At 62.4% G+C, this 21,935-nt stretch carries 23 protein-coding genes; 15 read left to right on the top strand and 8 right to left on the bottom strand.

The features are described 5' to 3' along the window. Positions 1-177 precede the first annotated feature (177 nt). A complete protein-coding gene (locus A4A58_RS21820; protein WP_192855924.1) occupies positions 178-774 on the top strand; it encodes a hypothetical protein in 597 nt (198 codons plus the stop codon). Between the two features lie 99 nt (positions 775-873). On the opposite strand, the gene A4A58_RS21825 is transcribed toward A4A58_RS21820, so the two are convergent. Genes A4A58_RS21825 through A4A58_RS21835 form a run of 3 tightly spaced genes read right to left on the bottom strand, consistent with a single transcriptional unit; the run spans position 874 to position 3,429 of the window. After that, positions 874-1,263, bottom strand: a complete 390-nt coding sequence (locus tag A4A58_RS21825) for a carboxymuconolactone decarboxylase family protein (protein ID WP_068736021.1) — start codon at positions 1,261-1,263, stop codon at positions 874-876. Positions 1,264-1,276: 13 nt separating this feature from the next. Then, positions 1,277-2,056, bottom strand: a complete 780-nt coding sequence (gene pcaD / locus A4A58_RS21830; protein ID WP_068736024.1) for a 3-oxoadipate enol-lactonase — start codon at positions 2,054-2,056, stop codon at positions 1,277-1,279. 23 nt (positions 2,057-2,079) lie between these two features. After that, a complete protein-coding gene (locus tag A4A58_RS21835) occupies positions 2,080-3,429 on the bottom strand; it encodes a 3-carboxy-cis,cis-muconate cycloisomerase (protein ID WP_068736026.1) in 1,350 nt (449 codons plus the stop codon). A 210-nt stretch (positions 3,430-3,639) separates the two neighbouring features. Here A4A58_RS21835 and A4A58_RS21840 point away from each other — a divergent pair, with 210 nt between their 5' ends. From A4A58_RS21840 to A4A58_RS21885, 10 genes are all read left to right on the top strand, one after another. Continuing rightward, positions 3,640-4,086, top strand: coding sequence for an SRPBCC family protein (locus A4A58_RS21840; RefSeq protein ID WP_068736029.1), 447 nt, complete (start codon positions 3,640-3,642; stop codon positions 4,084-4,086). 172 nt (positions 4,087-4,258) lie between these two features. After that, a complete protein-coding gene (locus A4A58_RS21845; protein ID WP_068736031.1) occupies positions 4,259-4,744 on the top strand; it encodes a (2Fe-2S)-binding protein in 486 nt (161 codons plus the stop codon). Positions 4,745-4,824: 80 nt separating this feature from the next. Then, entirely contained in the window at positions 4,825-5,631 is an 807-nt protein-coding gene (locus A4A58_RS21850) for an FAD binding domain-containing protein (protein WP_068736033.1), read from the top strand. 38 nt (positions 5,632-5,669) lie between these two features. After that, complete coding sequence (locus A4A58_RS21855; RefSeq protein ID WP_068736035.1) at positions 5,670-6,581, top strand: AAA family ATPase; 912 nt, start codon at positions 5,670-5,672, stop codon at positions 6,579-6,581. 155 nt (positions 6,582-6,736) lie between these two features. Beyond that, positions 6,737-7,939: a vWA domain-containing protein gene (locus tag A4A58_RS21860; RefSeq protein WP_068736038.1), complete on the top strand. Its 1,203-nt coding sequence runs from the start codon at positions 6,737-6,739 to the stop codon at positions 7,937-7,939. An 11-nt stretch (positions 7,940-7,950) separates the two neighbouring features. Continuing rightward, positions 7,951-8,280 (top strand): XdhC family protein, encoded by a 330-nt coding sequence (locus tag A4A58_RS21865; protein ID WP_068736040.1) that lies wholly within the window; start codon positions 7,951-7,953, stop codon positions 8,278-8,280. Then, positions 8,277-8,993 (top strand): XdhC family protein, encoded by a 717-nt coding sequence (locus A4A58_RS21870; protein ID WP_068736042.1) that lies wholly within the window; start codon positions 8,277-8,279, stop codon positions 8,991-8,993. Before A4A58_RS21865 ends, A4A58_RS21870 begins: the two co-directional genes overlap by 4 nt. Continuing rightward, complete coding sequence (locus A4A58_RS21875) at positions 8,990-10,594, top strand: NTP transferase domain-containing protein (protein WP_068736044.1); 1,605 nt, start codon at positions 8,990-8,992, stop codon at positions 10,592-10,594. Before A4A58_RS21870 ends, A4A58_RS21875 begins: the two co-directional genes overlap by 4 nt. A gap of 101 nt (positions 10,595-10,695) precedes the next feature. Continuing rightward, complete coding sequence (locus tag A4A58_RS21880; RefSeq protein WP_433993646.1) at positions 10,696-11,076, top strand: DUF4189 domain-containing protein; 381 nt, start codon at positions 10,696-10,698, stop codon at positions 11,074-11,076. Between the two features lie 53 nt (positions 11,077-11,129). Next, positions 11,130-12,449, top strand: coding sequence for an adenylate/guanylate cyclase domain-containing protein (locus A4A58_RS21885; protein ID WP_068736048.1), 1,320 nt, complete (start codon positions 11,130-11,132; stop codon positions 12,447-12,449). An 8-nt stretch (positions 12,450-12,457) separates the two neighbouring features. On the opposite strand, the gene bcsS is transcribed toward A4A58_RS21885, so the two are convergent. Together bcsS and A4A58_RS21895 are read right to left on the bottom strand one after the other, a co-directional pair. Continuing rightward, positions 12,458-13,300, bottom strand: a complete 843-nt coding sequence (gene bcsS / locus A4A58_RS21890) for a cellulose biosynthesis protein BcsS (protein ID WP_081421992.1) — start codon at positions 13,298-13,300, stop codon at positions 12,458-12,460. 133 nt (positions 13,301-13,433) lie between these two features. Beyond that, entirely contained in the window at positions 13,434-13,898 is a 465-nt protein-coding gene (locus A4A58_RS21895) for a DUF488 domain-containing protein (protein WP_068736051.1), read from the bottom strand. 138 nt (positions 13,899-14,036) lie between these two features. Between A4A58_RS21895 and A4A58_RS21900 the strand changes: the two genes are divergently transcribed. Next, positions 14,037-15,008 carry a Bug family tripartite tricarboxylate transporter substrate binding protein gene (locus A4A58_RS21900; RefSeq protein ID WP_068736053.1) on the top strand — a complete coding sequence of 324 codons (972 nt, stop codon included), beginning with the start codon at positions 14,037-14,039 and terminating at the stop codon, positions 15,006-15,008. A 16-nt stretch (positions 15,009-15,024) separates the two neighbouring features. Here the strand turns inward: A4A58_RS21900 and A4A58_RS21905 are convergent, their stop codons facing one another. Together A4A58_RS21905 and A4A58_RS21910 are read right to left on the bottom strand one after the other, a co-directional pair. After that, positions 15,025-15,828: a DUF72 domain-containing protein gene (locus A4A58_RS21905; protein WP_068736055.1), complete on the bottom strand. Its 804-nt coding sequence runs from the start codon at positions 15,826-15,828 to the stop codon at positions 15,025-15,027. A 35-nt stretch (positions 15,829-15,863) separates the two neighbouring features. Beyond that, positions 15,864-17,561 carry a M20/M25/M40 family metallo-hydrolase gene (locus A4A58_RS21910; RefSeq protein WP_244499828.1) on the bottom strand — a complete coding sequence of 566 codons (1,698 nt, stop codon included), beginning with the start codon at positions 17,559-17,561 and terminating at the stop codon, positions 15,864-15,866. A 67-nt stretch (positions 17,562-17,628) separates the two neighbouring features. Here A4A58_RS21910 and A4A58_RS21915 point away from each other — a divergent pair, with 67 nt between their 5' ends. From A4A58_RS21915 to A4A58_RS21925, 3 genes are all read left to right on the top strand, one after another. Continuing rightward, the gene (locus A4A58_RS21915) at positions 17,629-18,762 is read left to right on the top strand and encodes a glycosyltransferase (RefSeq protein ID WP_068736059.1); all 1,134 of its coding nucleotides are present in this window, start codon (positions 17,629-17,631) and stop codon (positions 18,760-18,762) included. A 7-nt stretch (positions 18,763-18,769) separates the two neighbouring features. Continuing rightward, positions 18,770-20,278, top strand: a complete 1,509-nt coding sequence (locus tag A4A58_RS21920) for a glycosyltransferase family 39 protein (protein WP_068736061.1) — start codon at positions 18,770-18,772, stop codon at positions 20,276-20,278. 94 nt (positions 20,279-20,372) lie between these two features. After that, positions 20,373-20,822 (top strand): helix-turn-helix transcriptional regulator, encoded by a 450-nt coding sequence (locus tag A4A58_RS21925; RefSeq protein WP_068736063.1) that lies wholly within the window; start codon positions 20,373-20,375, stop codon positions 20,820-20,822. Here the strand turns inward: A4A58_RS21925 and phhA are convergent. Beyond that, positions 20,808-21,695, bottom strand: a complete 888-nt coding sequence (phhA, locus tag A4A58_RS21930; RefSeq protein WP_068736065.1) for a phenylalanine 4-monooxygenase — start codon at positions 21,693-21,695, stop codon at positions 20,808-20,810. The genes A4A58_RS21925 and phhA overlap by 15 nt on opposite strands. Between the last annotated feature and the right edge of the window lie 240 nt (positions 21,696-21,935).

Genomic DNA, 21,935 nt, shown 5'->3' on the forward strand with positions numbered 1-21,935 from the left:
CCGAAAGGCGGGGCTTTTCGTTTGGCGAGTGCTGATCGTATTCCGGGCCGCCGTTATCCCGGCAATTTTCGAATTAAGGTTACCAATTGGTTTACGTTGTCCGTCTGATTGAACGGGCGTTACGTCGGCGCAGGCGTGCGACTCCTGCGAGTCGCCGGCAGAGCGGTGGACGACGTCATGGATCAGAGCAGCACAGACCAGGCCGGAGCCCATCAGGTTGGAACTCTCCAAGCTGGCACGTTCCAGACCTGGCGGATCAGCACGTTCACAGGCGCGCTGATCGCCTGCTATTTCATCCCGACCTGGACGATCTTCGCGTTCCGCATCATGGTCTCGCCGATCCAGGGCTTCTATGAGCGGCCCAATATTTCACTGGCGCTGTTTCTCAGCGACTACATGCAATTTTCCAGCATGGGCACGGTGCGCTATGCGTGGCTGCTCGTCGTCGGCAAGCTGACGGTGGTTGCTTTCTTCACGGTATTCCTGGTGTTCATCACACGGCCGAAAATCCGCAAGACGGGCGGCTGCGACGAGGCGTTGATGATGGCGCTTGGCATCGGCGGCGCGATCTCGTTCGCCAGCATGATGATGGCATCGAAAGTCGGCGAGATCGTCGCGATGCGGCTGCACATCACAGAATTGCTGCTGCTGCTGGGCACCGCGGTGTTGATGGCGATCGAGCCGCCGCTGCGCCGCGAAGCGGCGCAGGAGCTTGACCCCGGGCAACCGGGCAACGCAGCCAACGACACACAGCTTCTGCAAAAAGTCGCCTAGAGCCTTTTCGGTTTTGATAGAATCAGAACCGAGGCTCTAGCTCTTTGTTTTGACGCGTTTTCTTGACGCGAACCGGTACCCACTTCGCTGGAAAACGCTCTAGATAGCGAGCCCGAGCTCTTTAATGATCGCGCCGGCTTCCTTGGTCGCGTGATTGGCCGCCGGGACGCCGCAATAGATCGCTTGCTGCAACAAGATTTCCTTGATGTCGTCAGGTGTGAAGCCGCCTTCAGTGAGGGCGGCGCGCACATGCATGCGGAATTCGTCCCAATGTCCAAGCGCCAGCATGGTGCCGATCACCAATACGCGGCGCGTGCGATCATCGAAATGCGGCCGCGTCCAGATCTCGCCCCAGGCGTAGCGGCTGATCAGGTCGAGAAAATCCGCATTGAATGCGTTCTTGCCGGCGGCCGATTTGTCGACCCAGGCATTGCCGAGAACCTTGCGGCGTTTTGCGGTGCCTTCGGCGGCGCGCTGTTGCTCGTCCATCTTAGGTCTCCGTTCAGCGCTGCGTCAGGAAGCCAACTACGGCGTCAGTGAAGGCGTAGGGCTGTTCGACGTTCGAGATGTGTGCGGCGTCCAAAAGCGTCATGCTCGCGCCGGGGATGTTGCTGCGAATCAGTTCACCAGCCGCAACCGGTGTTGCGTTGTCCTGACGGCCGGCGATCACCAGCGTTGGGCTTTTGATCTTGGGCAGCAGCGCGCGCTGATCGAGCGTGCTCAGCGCCTCGCAGGCAGCAAGATAGCCTTCGACCGGTGAGGCGATCAGCATCGCCTTCATCTTCGCGGTGGTCTCGGGCTCGCGCTCGCGGAAGTCGGCGGTGAGCCAGCCGCCGATGACGGCATCGGCCACCGCGGCGAGGCCACCCTCACGCACCGCCTTGATGCGGTTGTGCCAATTGGTTGGATCCGGATAGTAGCAGCTGGTGTTGGCCAGGATGATCTTGTTGAAACGCTCAGGCGCGTTGGCGCCTAACCACTGGCCGACCATGCCGCCCATCGACAACCCGCACCAATGCACCTTATCGATGTTGAGGTCGTCGAGGATCGCCAGCACGTCCTTGCCATAGCGCTCCATCGAGGTCGGGCCGTTCATGCCGGACTTGCCGTGGCCGCGCCGATCGTAGCGGATCACACGAAACAGCTTTGTCAGCGCCGGCATCTGCGGCTCCCACATCGCCATGGTGCAGCCGAGCGAATTCGACATCATCAGCGTCGGCCCGCTGTCGCGGCCCTCCACGGAGACATTCAGCAGGCAGCCGTCGGCGTCGATCATGGGCATGGTGGGTCTCCCGCGTTTCTTTATTACTTGAGTGAGGCGAGCATACGGTCGATCAGGGCCTGCGAGACACCCTGATAGTCCATCGGCTCGAACAATTTGGCGATGGCGGCGGCGTTGAGCTGCGCGCTGACCCTGGGATCGGCCGTGAGAATATCGCGCAGATGTTTCTTCTCGGCGACGGCGCGCTTGGTGGCGGCCTCGACCAGATGATGGGCGTCGCTCTTGCCGAGCTTTTCGGCGAGCGCAAAGGTCACGGCTTCCGCCATGATCAGCCCATGCGTCGTGTCGAGATTGAGGCGCATCCTGATGGCATCGACTTCGAGCCCTTCGGCGATGTCGACGACAGCGGCGAGGGCACCGGAGGTTACCAGCAACAGCGTCGGCAGCGTCGGCCATTCCGCGTGCCACGGTCCGGCGCTGCGTTCGTGATCCTGGATCTGCGCGGCAAAGATCGTTGCAGCCAGATTCGGAGCCATGGTCGCGGCGCCAAGCGCGGAAGCCGATGCCACGGGGTTGCGCTTGTGCGGCATTGTCGAGGAGCCGCCGCGGCCTTCACTGGACGGTTCGAACGCTTCGCCGACATCCGTCTGCATCATCAGCGAGACGTCACGGGCGATCTTGCCGCAACTGCCGGACAGGATCGCCAGCACTGAAGCCACTTCGGCGATACGGTCGCGATGGGTGTGCCACGGCGCATCGGGTAGCGGCAGCTGCAGCTCCTTGGCGAGTTGCGCTGCAACGATGAGGCCCTTGTCGCCGAGCGCAGCCAGCGTGCCGGCGGCGCCGCCGAATTGCAGTGCGAGGCCTTCGGCGTGCAATCGCTTCAGGCGCAGGCGCGAGCGGTGCAGTGCCGACGCATATTCAGCAAGCTTCAGCCCGAACGGCATCGGCAGCGCATGCTGCAGCCAGGTGCGGGCGACCACGGCGGTTTTGCGGTGCTTGATCGCAAGCGCTGCAAAGCCGGCGATGGCGCGGTCGAGATCCGCGAGCAGGGCGTCGATCGCGGCGCGCAGGCCGAGCATGGTTGCGCTGTCGATGACGTCCTGACTGGTGGCGCCCCAATGCACGTAGCGCGCGGCCTCTGCATCGGCCTTCGCCACTTTGGCGGTGAGCGTCTTGACCAGCGGAATTGCGAGGTTGCCGGAGCGGGTAGCCGCCTCGGCCAATGCGGCCAGATCGAATTGGTCGGCTTTGCAGGCGGCCTCGATGGCCGTCACGGCGCTGGCGGGAATCACCCCGACTGCGGCCTCGGCCCGCGCCAGTGCGGCTTCGAAGTCCAGCATGTGCTGCAAATGGGCGGTATCATCGCAAACCGCGCGCATCGCGGGGCTCGACAACAAGGGCGCCAGCAAAGGGGACAGGGATGTGCTCATCTGTGCGGGACCCTAACCATTCCGGCGAGAGTCTGCCAATCCCCCGGCAATCCCCTTGCCGCCGTCGCCTGTTGCATTGCGAATAGGCATCGCCCCATCCCGCCGGACGGTCTTTCCTTTGCGCCGTCCGTACATTACTTGGGATTGGGGGCAATCCCTTGGGGATGACAGCCTCAATTCCGGACGGCGACAAATTCAGGAGACAGACCCATGGCCATGACGATGAGCGGTGAAGTCCAGCTTGCCGCGCCCCGCGACGTGGTATGGGGAAAGCTCAATGACCCCGCAGTGCTGAAGGCCTGCATCCCGGGCTGCGAAGAGCTCGAGACCACAGAGGAAGGCGGCTTTCGTGCCACCGCCAAGATCAAGGTCGGCCCGGTTTCCGCCCGCTTCAAGGGCAAGGTCACGCTGAGCGATCTCGATCCGCCCAACGGCTACAAGATCACCGGTGAAGGCGAGGGCGGCGTAGCCGGGTTCGCCAAGGGCGGCGCTGTCGTCGGCCTGACCGACAAGGATGGCGGCACGCTCTTGACCTACAACGTCGAGGCCCAGATCGGCGGCAAGCTGGCCCAGCTCGGCCAGCGCCTGATCAACGGCTCGGCCAAGAAGATTGCCGACGAGTTCTTCTCGAACTTTGCCAAGGCCGTTCAGGGCTAGGCTTTGACTATCCGATGGCGGCGATCAAGTGTTCTTGATACCGCGCTAAAAACGCACCGGAGACCGTCCCGACTTGAGGTTGCTCATTGCCGGGATGGGCCATATTATGCATTTGGAATGATTTTAATGACCGTTCAGCCACGCAATGGCAGTGCGGACCAAGAGAGTGCATATGGCCAAAATCTCGATGATCGTGAACGGCAATCCCGTCACCGGCAATATCGATCCGCGCACATTGCTGGTGCAGTTTCTGCGTGAGAATCTGCGGCTCACCGGCACCCATGTGGGTTGCGACACGTCGCAATGCGGCGCCTGCGTTGTGCATCTCGATGGCAAGGCCGTGAAGTCCTGCACCACGCTCGCTGTCATGGCCGATGGCCACGAGGTGAAGACCATCGAAGGTCTCGCAGCCGATGGCGCGCCGCTGCATCCGATGCAGGAAGCGTTTCGCGAGCATCACGGTCTGCAGTGCGGCTTCTGCACTCCCGGTATGATCATGACCGCGGTGGACCTCGTGCATCGCAAGGGCCATGATCTCTCGGATCACCTGATCCGCGAAGAACTCGAAGGCAATCTCTGTCGCTGCACCGGTTATCAGAACATCGTGGCGTCGATCGCAGCCGGCGCCAAGGCGATGGAAAAATCCGATCTGGCTTAAAGGTCGCTCGCCTAACGACGCATAATGATAATCGCGCAGCGCGATCCCTCGGGATCGCAAGACGATCCCAGGGATTACCTATGTACGAATTCAAATATCATCGTCCGTCGACCGTGCGGCAGGCCGCCAATCTCCTCATCAAGAACGAAGACGCGAAGCTGATCGCCGGAGGCCATACGCTGGTGCCGGTCATGAAGCAGCGTCTGGCCGCGCCGCCGCACATCATCGATCTCTCGCATATCGAGGGTGTCGACGGCATCGAGATGAAAGGCCGTTCACTGGTGATTGGCGCGCTAGCCAAGCATGCCGCTGTCGCGTCATCGCCGATCGTTGGCGAAGCCATTCCGGCACTGGCCGAACTCGCCGGCCTGATCGGCGATCCTGCTGTGCGTCACAAGGGCACCATCGGTGGTTCGCTCGCCAACAACGATCCGACCGCGGACTATCCTGCAGCCGTAATGGCGCTCGGCGCCATCATCACCACCAACAAGCGCAAGCTGAAGCCGGAAGAGTTCTTCCAGGGCCTGTTCACCACGGCCTTGGAAGCCGACGAGATCATCACCAAGGTCGCTTTCCCGGTGCCGAAGAAGGCCGCCTATATCAAGTTCCGCAACCAGGCCTCGCGCTACGCGCTGGTCGGTGTGTTCGTGGCGCGTCTGCCTTCGGGCGTGCGGGTCACGGTCACCGGTGCAGGCTCGGACGGCGTGTTCCGCGTCGAGGAGTACGAGGCTGCGTTGCAGAAGCGGTTCTCGCCAAAGGCGCTGGACGGGCTTACGGTGCCGGCCGAAGGCCTCAACAGCGATCTCCATGGTAGCGCCGAATATCGCGCGCATCTGATCGGCGTGTTGGCCAAGCGCGCGGTCGAAGCCGCCAACAACCGGGCCTGATATTTGTCAGGTCCGCACTTTTCCGGATTGGTTCTCTCATGACTAAGCCATCGGCGCTCCCCACTTCCGTCGATGGCATGCTGGAATTGCTGACATCGCGCGGTTATCTCGCTGAGCGATCGCTGGCGACGGTGACCTATCTGTCGCTAAAGATGGGCCGGCCGCTGTTCCTCGAAGGCGAGGCCGGCGTCGGCAAGACCGAGATCGCCAAGGTGCTGTCGGCCGCGCTTGGCCGCAAGCTGATCCGGCTGCAGTGCTATGAAGGTCTCGATGTCTCGTCCGCTGTCTATGAGTGGAACAGCGCCTCGCAGATGATCGCGATCCGGCTGGCGGAAGCTGCCGGCGATACCGACCGTGATCAGCTAGCCAGCGACATCTTCGCCGAGCGCTATCTGATCAAGCGTCCGCTCCTGCAGGCGCTGGAGCCGGATGTGAATGGTGCGCCTGTCTTGCTGATCGACGAACTCGATCGTGCGGACGAGGCATTTGAAGCCTATCTTCTCGAGATCCTTAGCGACTTCCAGGTGACGATCCCCGAGCTCGGCACGGTCAAGGCGCCGGCGCCGCCCATCGTCATCGTCACATCGAACCGCACCCGCGAGATTCACGACGCGCTGAAGCGGCGCTGTCTGTATCACTGGGTCGACTATCCCAACGCCGAGCGCGAACTCGCCATCGTCAAGTCGCGCGTGCCGGGCATTTCCGCCAAGCTCTCGCAGCAGGTGGTGAAGTTCGTACAGGCGCTGCGCGACCAGGATTTCTACAAGTCGCCAGGCGTTGCCGAGACGCTGGACTGGGCGACCGCGTTGACTGAACTCGATGCCCGCTCGCTGACGCCGCAGGTGGTGGGCGATACGCTGGGCGCGCTGTTGAAGTATCAGGACGACATTCAGCGCATGCAGGGCGATGCGCTGGCGAAGGTGATCAAGGAAGCGACGAGCGACACCTAACACGCTCGTCGTTCCGGGGCGACGCACTTGCGTCGAACCCGGAACCTCGTGATGTTCATCGTGCAAAACATCTCGGGATTCCCCGCCACTCCAATTGGAGTGGCTGAGGTTCGTACGCGAAGGCGCGTACGCCCCGGAATGACAGAGGGACAAGAATGCCCATCGACCATCTCAATCCACCGACTGGCCAGATGGCAGACAATGTCATCGGCTTTGCGCGTGCGCTGCGCGCCGCCGGGCTACCGGTCGGGCCGGGTGCGGTGATCGATGCGCTGAATGCCTTGCAGATGATCGAGATCGGCAAGCGCGCCGACGTATTCACGACGCTGGAAGCGATCTTCGTCAAACGCCACGAGCATGCGTTGGTGTTTGCCCAGGCTTTCGATCTGTTCTTCCGAGCGGCCGACGAATGGAAGCAGATGCTGGATTCGGTGCCGCTGCCCGACGATGCCGAGCGCAAGCCGCCGCCGGCCTCGCGCCGCGTGCAGGAGGCGATGGCGCAGCCGGCACAGGGCGAAGAACGCGAGGCGCCGGAGGAGCAGGAGATCAGGCTGTCGGTCTCCGACCGCGAGGTTTTGCAGAAGAAGGATTTTGCCCAGATGAGCGCCGCGGAGATCGCCGAGGTCACGCGCGCTATCGCCAATATGCGGCTGCCGCAAGCTGAACTGCGCACACGCCGCACCCGGCCGGACAAGCACGGCGCGCGGCTCGATCTGCGGCGCACGCTGCGCGGCAGCCTGCGCACCGGCGGCGACATCGTCGATATCCGCAGGCTAGGCCTGATCGACAAGCCGGCGCCGATTGTCGCATTGCTCGATATCTCCGGCTCGATGAGTGAATATACCCGGCTATTCCTGCACTTCCTTCATGCCATCACGGACGCCCGTAAGCGCGTCTCGGTTTTTCTGTTTGGCACCCGGCTGACCAATGTGACGCGGGCGCTGCGGTCGCGCGATCCCGACGAGGCGCTGGCCTCGTGCTCGGCCTCGGTAGAGGACTGGGCCGGCGGCACGCGCATCTCCGCGTCGCTGCACAACTTCAACAAGCTCTGGGGCCGCCGCGTGCTCGGCCAGGGGGCCATCGTGCTGCTGATCTCGGACGGACTGGAGCGCGAGGCGGATTCGCAACTGGCCTTCGAGATGGACCGGCTGCATCGGTCCTGCCGGCGGCTGATCTGGCTCAACCCGCTGTTGCGCTTCGACGGCTTCGAGCCAAAGGCTCAGGGCATCAAAATGATGCTCCCGCACGTTGACGAATTCCGCCCGGTACATAATTTGAGTTCGATCGACGGACTGATCAAGGCGCTGTCATCGGCGCCCCCGGTCCATCACCGCAGCCTGATCCGGCCCGCAGCTTAAGAGAGGCTTCCATGCTCAATCGCGATGAAGACATCCTGCAGGCCGCCGAGGCGTGGCAGAAGGCCGGGCACGGCGTGGCGCTGGCCACCGTGGTTGAGACCTGGGGTTCGGCGCCGCGCCCCGCAGGCTCGAATCTCGTCATTAACGACGACGGCACTTTCCTGGGCTCAGTCTCCGGCGGCTGCGTCGAAGGCGCCGTGGTCACCGAGGCGCTCGATGTGATTGCGAGTGGCGAACCCAAATTGCTCGAATTCGGCGTGGCCGACGAAACCGCCTGGAATGTCGGCCTGTCCTGCGGCGGCACCATTCGTGTGTTCGTCGAGAAGGTCGGTCAGTCGTGAAGGCCGAGACACTTGCCATCCTGAACACGGAACGCGCCGCTCGGCGCCCCGTTATTTTGGTCACCGATATATCCGATGGAACACAACGCCTGGTGAAGGCCGCCGACTTCGGCGCTGATCCGCTGCATGCCGAGCTCGACAAGCAGCTCCGCATGGGCAAGAGCGCGATGGTCGAGTCCGATGGCAAGAAGCTGTTCCTGAATGTTTACGCGCCGACCGCGCGCCTCGTGATCATCGGTGCCGTCCATATCAGCCAGGCGCTGGCGCCGCTGGCGCGGTCGCTGGATTACGACGTCACCGTGGTCGATCCGCGCACGGCTTTTGCCAGCCCCGAGCGTTTCCCGGACGTGAAGCTGATCGCCGAATGGCCGGATGAGGCGCTGCCGGGCCTCAACATCGATCATTACACAGCCTTCGTTGCGGTGACCCATGATCCGAAGATCGATGATCCCGCGCTACTGCACGCGTTCGAGAAGAACTGCTTCTATATCGGCGCGCTGGGCTCGCGAAAGACCCACGCCAAGCGCGCCGACCGGCTGAAGGCGCAGGGTGTCAGCGAAGCGGATTTCGCGCGGATCAAGGCGCCGATCGGTCTCAACATTGGTGCTGTTTCGCCATCGGAGATCGCGGTCTCGATCATGGCCGAGATCACCGCCGAACTGCGCATACCCAAGACGATACCCGCGGAATTGTCCAAAGTGAGCAACCCATGAAGTTCGGTCCCGCCAGTCCGGCGGATGCGCTTGGCGGCGTGACCGTCCATACACTGCGTCAGGGCTCGCTCGTTCTCAAGAAAGGTACCACCATCGGTCCCGATGAAGTCGCCGCGCTGACCGGCGCGGGCGTCAAGGATGTTGTCGTGGTGCGTCTCGAAGACGGCGATGTGTCCGAGGACGTTGCTGCGGCCAGTATCGCGCAGGCAGTGGCGGGCGAGGGCGTCAATGTCGAGCGAGCCTTCACGGGCCGTGCCAATCTGTTTGCGGGGACTCCGGGCGTGCTGGTCGTCGATCGGGCCATCGTCGATCGCATCAATGCCGTCGACGAAGCGATCACCTTTGCAACACTGGCGGCCTACAAGCCGGTTGTCGAAGGCGAGATGATCGCAACCGTCAAGCTGATTCCGTTCGGCGTCGCCGGTACGCTGCGCGACGCTGCCGTCCAGGCTGCCTCGGGCGGCGCCATGCGGATCGCGCCTTACACGGTCAAGAAAGTCGGCATCGTCTCGACGCTGTTGCCGGGGCTGTCGCCGAAGGTGATCGACAAGACGCTGCGTGTTACCGAAGAGCGCCTTGCGCCTGCCGGTGCGAAGATCATCGCCGAGCGCCGCGTGCCGCACGACGAGAAAGTGCTGGCGAAGACAATCAAGGAATTGCTCGGGCTCGGCGCCGAACTGGTGATTGTGTTCGGCGCCTCGGCCATTGCCGATCGCCGTGACGTCATTCCGTCGGCGATCGAGCAGATCGGCGGCGCCATCGAGCATTTCGGCATGCCGGTCGATCCCGGCAATCTCCTCTTGATCGGCAGGGCCGGCAACGTGCCGGTGCTGGGTGCGCCGGGCTGTGCGCGGTCGCCGGTGGAAAACGGTTTCGACTGGGTGCTGATGCGGCTGCTGGCCGGCCTCAAGGTTACCCGCGCCGATCTCACCGGCATGGGCGTCGGCGGGTTGCTAATGGAAATCGTCACCCGGCCGCAACCGCGCGTGCCCGTCGGCACCGACGGCAACAGCAATGTTGCGGCGGTCGTTCTGGCTGCGGGCCGCTCGACCCGAATGGGCGGGCCGAACAAACTGCTAGCCGAACTCAACGGCAAGGCATTGGTCCGGATAGTCGTCGAACAGGCCATCGCATCGAAGGCGTCCAGCGTGACCGTCGTTACGGGCCATCAGGCACCGGAGGTCGAGAAGGCGCTGGTCGGGCTCAAGGTTGCGTTCGTTTACAATCCGGATTTCGCGGATGGTCTCGCCAGTTCGGTGAAAGCCGGCATTGCGGCCGTTCCCGCCGATGCCAATGGGGCAGTGGTCTGCCTCGGCGACATGCCGCTGATCGATGCGCGCTTGATCGACCGGCTGATCGAAGCCTTTGCGCCGGATCGCGGCAACCTCATTGCCGTACCCGTGAGCGATGGCCGGCGCGGTAACCCCGTGCTGTGGTCGCGGCGCTTCTTCGGTGAGTTGATGACGCTGGACGGCGATATCGGCGCGCGGCACCTGATCATGAAGCACGCCGAAGCAGTGGCCGACGTGGCCGTGGAAGGCCACGGCGCCTTCCTTGATATCGACACGCCGCAGGCGCTGGAAGACGCGCGGAGCGGCTAGCACGTGGCGCATGCTGCGGCCCGCCGCATTTCACTTTCGTTCACCAAGTTGAAACGCCCTCCCTGTAGCGTCTGCCTCGTTCGGCCTCGGGGGAGGGGAAATTGTCACTGTTTGTTGCCGCGCGTCGTCGCGCGATTCTCGCCGTTGTCTTGTTGATGAGCGTCGGCGCCATGGACGCGGCTTGGGCCGCAGGCGCCTTGGCCGTAGGCAAGTGCGGTGCCTATGGCCAGGCCTTCGACTATCCGGCGCAGGATGCGGCCCTGGCCGCTGCCAGGAAGCAGTGCAAGGGCGACTGCACGACGGTGAAGATCAACCGTGCTTGCGCCGCCTTCGCCGTCGATATGAAGAACCCCTGCGGCGCGCATGGCTATGCGGTGGCGCCGCGCATTTCCAGCTCGCTGAATCAGGCGACCAAGAAATGCTACGACTATGGTGGCAAGGAATGCGTCATCCGGGCCTGGGCCTGCGACGCCAAGGGCTAGCATTTACCGACAAAATTCTCGTTCAAACGGTGCGCGGCAGCTAAAGTGCCGCGATGATTCAGTTTTTCCGGACATTTCTGAAGCCTGCCGACGACGAACCGTCCGTCCGCGAATTTCGCAATGCGTTGTCGCATCAGATGCTGCTGACGGAGCAGTTGCGTCTCAAGGCCCTCATCATCACGGTCGCAGTGCTGGTCAGTGTGGCGTCCATCGCACAGCTCGTCGCTCCCTCTGCTTTCGTGAAAATGTCCCGGGGCGGTTTCAATTTGACCGCGACATGGGTGATCACGGCGCCGTTCCTGCTGTTCGAACTGGGTGTGCTATATCTCGTTGGCCGCCGCATCAAACAACGCAAGGATATCCCGGTTTTGCGGCGCTATTTCAGCGCCCTGATTGAAACGTCCCTGCCGACTGCCGCGCTCTATCTGCACATGACTTGGATGGGGCCGGAGACGGGTCTCGCTTTCGCTGCACCCTTTACGTATTTCCTGTTCATCATCCTCTCAACCCTGCGACTGGATTTCTGGCTCTCAGCCTTTACAGGACTGGTTTCGGCCGTGCAGATGTTCGTCTTGGCGATGCTGTATCATCCGGCGGCATATGCGGCCGAGCCGCCCCCCGATATTGCCTTCCAGCTCGTGCGTGCGACCATTCTTTTGGTCGCCGGCGTGCTGGCAGGCGGCGTCGGCGTCCAGCTCAAGCGGCAGTTCGAGGCCAGCATCGCTGCCACGTCGTCGCGCGACCGCGTGACCAACCTGTTCGGCCAGCATGTCTCCCCGCAAGTCGTGGAGCAGCTGCTCTCGTCGGGCGCATCGCCCACGACCGAGATGCGACAGGTCGCGGTCATGTTTGTGGACTTCCGGAACTTCACCGCGGCAACGCGGACACACACGCCGGCGGAGGTGGTCCAGCGACTGGATGAAGCGTTCGCCGTGCTGGTCGACGTGCTCGACCGGCATTCCGGCATCGTTAATAAGTTTCTCGGCGACGGCTTTCTCGCGCTGTTCGGCGCGCCGATCGAAGATCCCAACGCCGCACAATGCGCCGTCGAAGCCGCGCGGCAGATGCTCGCGGCGATGGAAGAGAACAACCGCGGCAATGGATGGCCGCTGCGCATCGGCATCGGCATTCATCTCGGCGCGGTCATTGCCGGCAATGTCGGTTCGCCGCGCCGCAAGGAATACACCGTCATCGGCGACACCGTGAATTTCGCGGCACGGCTGGAAGCACTCAATAAGCAGTTCGGCTCGCAATTGCTGATCTCGGCGCCCATACGCGATGCGTTGGGCAATGCCTGCGACGATGCGGAGCTGCTCGGTGATGTGCCGATCCGCGGCTATGACGCGCCGCAGGCGATCTGGCGGCTCGGCTGAGTGCCGCGTCAGTTCTCGAAGAACGGCGCGCGGGGCGGTCGCATGACAATGCCGAAGCGCGCATAGACTCCCTGGCGCTCGAAATTGTCCCGTACATGTCCCGCGGCGAACGACCATTCGTAGGGGCCGGTGCGCAAGCCAGTAAGATGGCCGCCGATCCGGGTCTGTTGGCTGAAATAGTCATTCGACAGTGCGGCCTCCGGGCCGATCCAGAACAAATCGAACAGGCGCCAACCGGCCGCAATGCGCGTGGTATAGCCAGTATCGATGGTCGTGCCCGAGATGGCATATTGCAGCATCAGCTCGCGTGTCGGCTCCCACCAGACATCCATCGTGCCCCGCGCGCCGAGCATCGCACGAAGCCGGGAGCGGCGCTGATCGTGGTAGAAATAGTCGGCTTCCATATCGAGGCCAGCCAATAGCTGAATTTCCAGATTACCGCTTCGCATGAGGTAGCCCGGCAGGATCGCCGCGCGGCTGATCTGGGTGTAATCGGAGCGGGTGCCTGTCGTGTAGCGCTCAAGATTTTCGGACAGAAAGAAACGCAGGATGAAGCCATCCTTGTTTAGTCCGGCGGGGGCCCATTGCAGGCCGCCATAGGCGCCGAGGCTCCAATGCGACGCATCGACACCGCCGAAATACATCAGGCGGTCCGGCATGCCGCCGGAGAGAAAATCGAAGGCGCGCCGTTCTTTGATGCGGGTGTCGAAGAGGGGCGACCAGAAAGACGACGAGCCGGACGCCGGCTCTACACTGAAATCGGCGTCGGCGATATCCTGTCCAACCGCACTGCCGCAAACCATCGCGGCTGCAGCAAAGCATAATGCGCGTAACGCCAGTCCCCAACGCATCGAGCCCCCACCCAACGCAACAGAAACGCAACCATAAAATGCAACTTAAGGTAGATTATACTGGGGATAAGCCGCCGTCCAGTGTGGATAAGTAAGAATCCGAAAAAATCTGTTTGGAGTGATCTAAACGCCGTCATAACTGCGGCGGCAGCAGGTTCTGAACCTTGGCACCTTCGCGCTCTTCGATGATCTCGGCGATCCAGCGCCGATGACAGTGTTCGTGGTCGCGCTCGTAGCAGAGGATGCAGACCGGTCCGGACTTCGTCACCAGCGCCGCCAGCTCATCCATCTCCTCCCGTGCCTGCGGTGTCTTGAGATGGGCCATATAGATCTTCTCAAGCGCTGCGAGCTTGCCGCTGCGCGCGGCTTCGCGGCCATCCTTGGGCGTGCCCAGTCCGCGCAGATGGATGTAGCCGATGCCGCGCTCTTCGAGGCCGGCGGCGAGTTGGTTCTTGGAGAAACCCGGCCGCCGCGACGCGGCGACGGCACGCACATCGACCAGCAGCTTGACGCCGGCATTTTGTAGTTCATCGAGCACGGCCTTTGCTGGCGTCTGCTCGTAACCGACAGTGAAGAGGCGAGGCGTCTTGCGGGCCATGTGAGCATCCCCGTGATCGACGAATGATTGGCACAATGTCGCGGCCGGCCGTGAGGCCGTTGCTCCCATCTGCAACATGACACATAGTGAACTCAACAAACTCCGCCAATTCAATGGCTGATATCACCGGGGGAATAGATGGTTCGCATGGTTGGTGCTCTGAGCGTGGCCGCGCTCGCGCTCGTGTCGTTTCATTCAGCAGGTTTCGCGCAAGGCGCATATCCGGATCGTCCGGTCAGAATTATCGTGCCGATCGCGCCCGGCGGCAGCTACGATCTGGTCGGGCGGCATCTCGCCGACGCGCTGGCGAAGCGAACGGGGCAGGCGTTCTTTGTCGAGAACAAGCCGGGCGCGGGTACTGTCGTCGGCACACAGGCTGCGGCCCAAAGCGAGGCCGACGGCTATACGCTGATGGTCGGAGGCCTTTCCAACATGGCGTTCAACTCCGCGCTTTACGCCAAGCTTGCCTATGATCCGTTGAAAGATTTCGTCCCGGTCGCGCTGGTCTACAAGTTTGGCTACGTCATGGTCGGCCGCAAGGATCTGCCGCAGCAGACGCCGAAGGAGATCGTTGCGGAGGCGACAGCCAAGCCGGGTTCGATCACGGTAGCGACGGCCGGCGTCGGCACCGGCCAGCAATTGGTGGCCGCGGCTTTCATGAAGTCGGCCGGCGTTAAACTGCAGGAAGTGCCGTACCGGGGATCGCCGGCCGCCTTTGCCGATCTGCTGGCGGGCCGCATCGACCTGTTCTTCGACTCGATTGCCGCGGGACTGCCTTATGTGCAGTCGGGGCAGGTGAAGGGCATTGCGGTGCTGTCGTCAAAGCGGAGCCCGCTGGCGCCGGACGTGCCGACCATGGCGGAGGCGGGGGTGCCCGGCCTCGATGTGGATTCATGGCTCGGCATCTTCGTGCCCGCGAAGACACCGCCGGCGGTGATCGTAAAATTGCGCCAGGATATTCGCGCCGTGCTGCCCGATCTGAAGGAGCGCTTCGAGAAGAGCGGCGGCGAGCCCTGGGATATGCCGGACGACAAGCTCGATGGCTTCATCGCATCAGAACATGCGACCTGGACAAAACTGATCCGTGAGGCCGGCATCAAGCTCGATTGAGCAACGCGCGTGGGCGCTACGTCACCCGTTCGATCAGCGCCATGGCGCCATGTGGGGCGCGTACCTTCGCTTCGTGGATCACATAGGCAAACACGTCGCGCGGCTGCTTCTTGACCTTGGCATCATCGACGCGGGGCAGGTCGGTCGGCTCGCCGCCGTCGGCCCAAGTCTGGAAGCGCTTGGCCCAGGCGTCCAGCGCCTTCGGCGGGTAGGCGGTCTTGATGCTGTCTTCACCTTTCTGCAAACGCAGATAGACGAAGTCGCCGGTGACGTCGGCGATTGCCGGGTAGGTGGCGTGTTCGGAGAACACCACGGGCGTCTTGAACTGACGCAGCAGTGCGATGAAAGCCGGCACGCAGAAACTGTCGTGACGGACCTCGACCACATGGCGTAGCTTGCGGCCGTCGAGCTCGGCCGGCAGCAATTCGAGAAACTTCCCGAAATCGGCTTCGTCGAATTTCTTGGTCGGCGCGAATTGCCACAGAACGGGTCCGAGCTTGTCACCGAGTTCGAGCACGCCGGAATCGTAGAACCGGTTCACGCTGTCGCCGGCTTCGGCGAGCACCCGGCGATTGGTTGCGAAGCGGGGCCCCTTGAGCGAGAATACGAAATCCTCGGGTACTTCGCCCGCCCATTTGCGAAAGCTCTCCGGCTTCTGCGAGCCGTAGAAGGTCCCGTTGATCTCGATCGAGGTCAGCTTGGATGCGGCGTAACTGAGCTCCTTCGCCTGCGTGAGCTTTTCCGGATAAAACACCCCGCGCCACGGCGCGAAAGTCCAGCCGCCGATGCCGATACGGATTTGTCCGGATTTCGCAACCATTGTGAGGCCGATCCTTTCAGTATTCGCCGTGTTACTCAGTGCCGCGCTGGCAGCACCGGCTTGGTTACGCCCTCCACGCCGGTCAGCACCAGCATCGTCAGCAGTGCATTTTGCGGCCCGATATAAGCGTCGACGGGCTTGTACCATTCATTGCGCGAATGCCAGTTACCGCCCTGGCCGCCGCCGCCGATGGTCACCGCAGGGATGCCGAGTGACATCGCGAGATTGGAGTCTGTGCTGGAGCCGGCGAAGGTGACATGGGGCGCCCGGGTCAGAGCGGTCACGGCGCGCGCGGTCGCCTGCACAAGGGGAGAGTCTTCTGCGACAACGCCGGCCGGACGGTCGCCAATCAGTTTGATCTCGACAGTGATCTTGTCCGATCCCCAGCGTTTGTTTTCTTCACCAACTGCGTCCTTCGCCTGATCGAGAAGCCTCGCTTCAAGTTTCAACAGTTCTTCGGTCGAATTCGATCGCATGTCGATCGTCATGCGTGCTTCGGCAGCGATGGCGTTGACGGATGTGCCGCCACTCACCGTTCCGACCGTGAAGGTGGTTTTCGGCTCCGCGGGTGTCTGCAGCTCCGAGATTTTCGCGATCGCGCGACCCAGCGCGTGGGTCGCGCTTGGCAAGCCGAACTCCTGGAAACTGTGACCGCCCGGACCCTTGAAAATCATCTCGTAGCGGTGACTTCCCGTTCCCTGGTTGACGATCCGCGTGACGCCGAGTCCGTCGATCGAGATGAAGCCGTCGATGTCCTTGTTGTCGCGAAACAGGGCTTTGACGCCGCGCAGATTGCCCAGCTCTTCTTCGCCGACGCTGGCGACGAACATGATGTCTCCGACCGTCGAGATCTGCTGCGTGTTGAGGGTCTGCATCAAAGACAATAATGCTGCGAGCCCACGGGCATCATCACCGATCCCCGGAGCCAGATAGACGCCGTCCTTTTCCTTCACCGTGACGTCAGTCCCTTCGGGAAAGACAGTGTCCTGATGCGCGGAGATGACCAGCTTCGGCGTTCCGGCGGTGCCCTTGCGCCGGGCGATCACATTGCCCTCGGCGTCGATCACGGCGTCCTTGAAGCCCAGTTCCTGAAACCGTGACAGAATATAGTTGCCGCGCACGTTCTCCTTGAACGGAGGCGCGGGAATTTCGGTGATCCGGATTTGCTCTTTCAGCGCGCGGGCATCGTCGGCCTTGATGGCATCGAGCGCGGCCATGACGCGCGAATCGGACAGCAGCGTCGTCGTGACGGTATCAATTGTCTGCGCGGTGACATGGCTGGTGCCGAAGGATGCCAGCGTCAGCGATGCAGCGAATAGGCATGGTCCGAGCGAGCGTCGCATGGCATCTCCGATTATCACGCGCGGAGACGATTGTGGTCGCGGTTCAGGCGGGGCTTCCGCCTCAGAAAACCGCGCGAACGCGCCGCTGTTGACCGGGGCAAGGTAGCGGGCACCTGCAAGACTGGCTATAGCTCGCCAGCAACAGAATCGTGCCAGGGTGCGGTGTTTATGGCCGGAATGCGGCGTTGGAAGCAGTCCCGGACACCCCTTGCGGAATGCCTCCAGCATCCCTATTTTGTTTCTAACGGCGACGATGATGCTTAATAGCTCCGGCGCTGGAACGACCTTGAATAGCTTGGTGCGCCGGATGTACGTGCGCCTGTTGTTCGGGGTCGTTGGCATTTTTGGGCCACTTCTGGCCATTCCCCCTCTGATGGCTTGTTCCGGCACCTGTTAAGGCCTCGCCGTTCCCTGTCCGCCTTGGCATGGTCCGGCGCGGCAGATATATGCTGGCGCCATGAACGAAGCCATCAGACCGGGGCCCGGACAGATATTGCAGGCGGGTGCTCCGCTGCAGCTGTCCGTCGTCGTCCCCACTTTCAACGAACGCGGCAATGTCGCCACTCTGGTGCAGCGGCTAGACGCAGCGCTGGTCGGCATTTCCTGGGAAGTCATTTTCGTCGACGACAATTCGCCGGACGGCACGGCCGACGCGGTACGTGAGCTGGCGCGGGGTGACTCGCGCATCCGCTGCATCCGCCGCATCGGGCGCCGCGGCCTGTCCGGCGCCTGTATCGAGGGCATGCTGGCCTCCAGCGCGCCCTGCGCGGCAGTGATCGACGGAGACTTGCAGCACGATGAGACCCAACTCGGCAAGATGCTCGGCCTGATCGAGAGCGGCGCTGCCGAACTGGTGATCGGCAGCCGCTACATCGAGGGCGGCAGCGCGGACAGTTTCAACCAGCAGCGCCTCGGCGCCAGCAAATTCGCGACTGCTGTGGCGCAGCGCGTGCTGCGCGTGAAGATCGCCGATCCGATGAGTGGCTTCTTCATGATCCGCCGCGATCGCTTCGAGCAACTGGCGCCGAAGCTCTCAACGCAAGGCTTCAAAATTTTGCTCGATGTCGTCGCGACCGCCGAGGGCGATCTGCGCGTTGTCGAAGTGCCTTACACCTTCGGTTCGCGGCTGCATGGCGAGAGCAAGCTCGATTCCATGGTGGCGCTCGATTTCCTGGGCCTGGTGCTGGCGAAGCTGACCAACGATACCGTATCGCTGCGTTTCCTGCTGTTCGCTATGGTCGGCTCGATCGGCCTGTTCGTGCATTTCGCCGTGCTGTTTGTTACGCTGGAAGTGTTCGATCCGCCATTCGCGGAGGCGCAGGCCATTGCGGCGTTTTGCGCGATGACCGGCAACTTCCTGCTCAACAATTTCCTGACCTATCGCGACCAGCGTTTGAAAGGTTTCGGCATCCTGCGCGGTCTGGCGATCTTCTACGTGGTCTGCAGCGTGGGTCTGCTCGCCAATGTCGGCGTGGCCTGGTCGGTCTTCGACCAGGAGCCGATCTGGTGGTTGGCGGGCGCTTCCGGCGCGCTGATGGGCGTGGTCTGGAACTACGCGATGTCGGGCCTCTTCGTGTGGCGGAAACGGTGACCGCTGGATGACCGCGCAGGAACTGCGGCTGGTTCGCGGCACTGCGGCCGTGGTCGTCGGTCTGGTGCTGCTGCGGCTCGCGGCGGCTGCCTGGACGCCGTTGACCTTCGATGAAGCCTATTACTGGATGTGGTCGAAACATCTGGCCGGCGGTTACTATGACCACCCGCCGATGGTCGCGGTGGTGATCCGGCTCGGCACCATGATCGCGGGCGATACCGAATTCGGTGTACGCGTCGTTTCGGTCATGCTGGCGTTGCCGATGAGCTGGGCGGTGTATCGTACGGCGGAGCTGCTGTTCGGCGGCCAGCGGATCGCGACAACGGCTGTGATCCTGCTCAATGCCACCATGATCACGTCGGTCGGGCTGATGATCGTCACGCCGGATGCGCCCGTGCTGGTCGCCTCGAGCTTCGTGTTGCTGACCCTGGCCCAGGTGCTGGCCACCGGGCAGGGCGCGTGGTGGCTCGCGGTGGGCGTGGCCATCGGCGTAGCGCTGCTGTCGAAATACACTGCACTGTTCTTCGGGCCGGCGATCCTGATCTGGCTGATTGCGGTGCCAAAGATGCGGCGCTGGCTCATCTCGCCATGGCCCTATCTCGGCGGCCTCGTAGCGCTCGCGGTGTTCTCGCCGGTGCTGTTCTGGAATGCCGAACATGGCTGGGTGTCCTTCATCAAGCAACTCGGACGCGCCCGGATCGATCACTTCAATCCGGCCTTCATCGCTGAACTGATTCCGACCCAATTCGCCTTCGCGACACCGCTGGTGTTCATTCTCGGCGTGATGGGTCTCTACGCCCTGGCCGTCCGCAAGCCCGGAGCGTGGCCGGCGCGGGTGCTGCTGAATGCAATGTTTTGGGTCATCGTGCTGTATTTCGGCTGGCATGCGCTGCACAGCCGCGTCGAGGCCAACTGGTTCGCGCCGGTCTATCCGACACTGGCCATCATTGCTGCCGTCGCGGCAACCATCGTGCAATGGAAGCCGCGCGAGCAGCGCACGGTTGATTTCTGCCTGCGCTGGGCGGGGCCGACCGGCGTCGTCATGTTCACAGCACTGGTGATGCAGGCCAATACGGGTCTGCTGTCCGGCTACAAGCGTGACGCGACAGTACGCAGCATCGGCGTGGGTTTCGTCGAACTGGCGGCCGACGTCGAGGCGGTTCGCGCCCGTGTCGGGGCCACGTGCGTGGTGGCGCCCGATTACGGCACCACAGGCTGGCTCACTTTCTATCTGCCTAAGGGGACCTGTGTCTTCCAGCGCACCCAGCGCATTCGCTGGGTGAACATGCCGGAGCCGAGTGCAGAGCAGCTGTCCGGTAAGCTTCTGCTGGTGGGGGAACAAAATGCCGCAGCCAATCCGGAATGGCGGGCGGCCTTTGCCAGGATCGAGAAAGTGGCCGACCTCAAGCGCAAACGCGGCCCGCTGGTCGTGGAGAATGTGGAGCTGAACCTGCTGGAAGGCGCCAAAGGTGACGTTCTGGATCGGTCGCCGCCACCGGAGCTGGAGGGGCGTTAAGCCCACCGTATAAATTTATACGATGCGTTGAACCTTTTGCCGGGGTCCCAACGACCTATCACCGCACACATTGCAATGGGCGGTGATTGGGAACATGGAAAACACAAATCTCGCATTCAGCAGCCACTCCGACTTTGGATCCGACCGTGCCAAGGTGCACAGCATCGAAAAGCCGGACCCCGTGAACCTCACCGAGGTCGGCGGCCTGCGCGGAGCGCGGATCGCCAGCGTGATCAACCAGATCAATGAGAGCTTTGCTGACCAGCAGTTCTCGACCCGGGTGGTCGCCGAGAAGCTCGGCCTGTCCGTCCGCTACGTTCAGGATTTGCTGCAGGGCTCCGGCCTCAGCATCACCGATCGCATCATGGAGCTGAGGCTTGAAAAGGCCCGCAGCATGCTGACCGGCGATCGGCAGTGCAGCCTGAAGATCAGCGAAGTCGCGGCCGCCTGCGGCTTCAACGAACTATCCTATTTCCACCGCAGCTTCCGCCGTCGCTTCGGCGCGTCGCCGGCTAAATTCCGCATCCAGTCAATGAATGGCTGACGCGCGCTTGCGCTTGAAATAGTCTAGCGTCCCGCGGCTGATGACGTGATCCTCAGGGGTCACCTCGTCGGCCGCGATGTCGTCTGCTTTGGCCAGCCGGGTATAGAGTGCGCCGAAATCCTGATAGCTGTCCTGCAGCAGCTTCTCGAAACTCTCAATGACGAAATAGCTCTGCTGGAAATCGTCGATGATGTAGTTCGTCCGCATCACGCGTTCGAGGTCGAACGTGATCCGGTTCGGCGAGGCGTCTTCCAGCGCGAAGACCGACTCTGTTGCTGACGATAGGATGCCGGCGCCGAAGATGCGCAACCCGTCCGCGCTCTTCATCAGCCCGAACTCCACCGTGTACCAGTATAATCGTGCCAGGTTTTTCAACTGGCCGAGCGCCATCGCGCGCTGGCCGCCTTTTCCATAGGCCTCCATGAAGTCGGCATAGACCGGGTTCGCCAATAGCGGAACGTGCCCGAAGACGTCGTGGAAGATGTCGGGCTCCTGCAGGTAGTCCATTTCGTGTTCGGGGCGGATGAAGGCGCCGGCCGGGAAGCGGCGATTGGCAAGATGATCGAAGAAGATCTCGTCGGGCACCAGTTCGGCGACCGGCACGACCTGCCAACCGGTCAGCGGCGTCAGACGGGCACTCAGTTTCTCCAGATCGGGAATGCCGGATTCGGACAGCTGTAGCGTTTTCAGTGCGGCGAGGAATTCATCGCAGGCGCGGCCTTTCAGGACGGTCTGCGCGCGGGCGAACAGACGGTCCCAGCGATCGTGCTCGGCGGCGGAGTAGGAGCCCCAGTCCTGGTCCAGCGTGAAGTCAGGGCGTTTCGGGGCGCTGAGGTAGCGGCTCTTCTCGGTCGACTGGTTCAGCTCGGTCATGATGCTCTCCGACTCCGACGGTCCGATCAGAACATAAGGTTCCGCTGCCGAATAGTTCCGTCAAAAGAAGCAACTTCTCGCATCCGCCCGTTCGACGATAGCAATCCACCATCGTCCAGATCTTATTTGCAAAGGCGTTTCCTTGTCGGAAACCCGTCTCGATGACATTTTCAATGACAAGAAACGTGGTCTCATATCGCTGAAATGATTGCGAAATCTCGGCGAAACGTCGCGGGAGCC

This window comes from Tardiphaga robiniae (assembly GCF_001618955.1).
GTDB lineage: Bacteria > Pseudomonadota > Alphaproteobacteria > Rhizobiales > Xanthobacteraceae > Tardiphaga > Tardiphaga robiniae_A.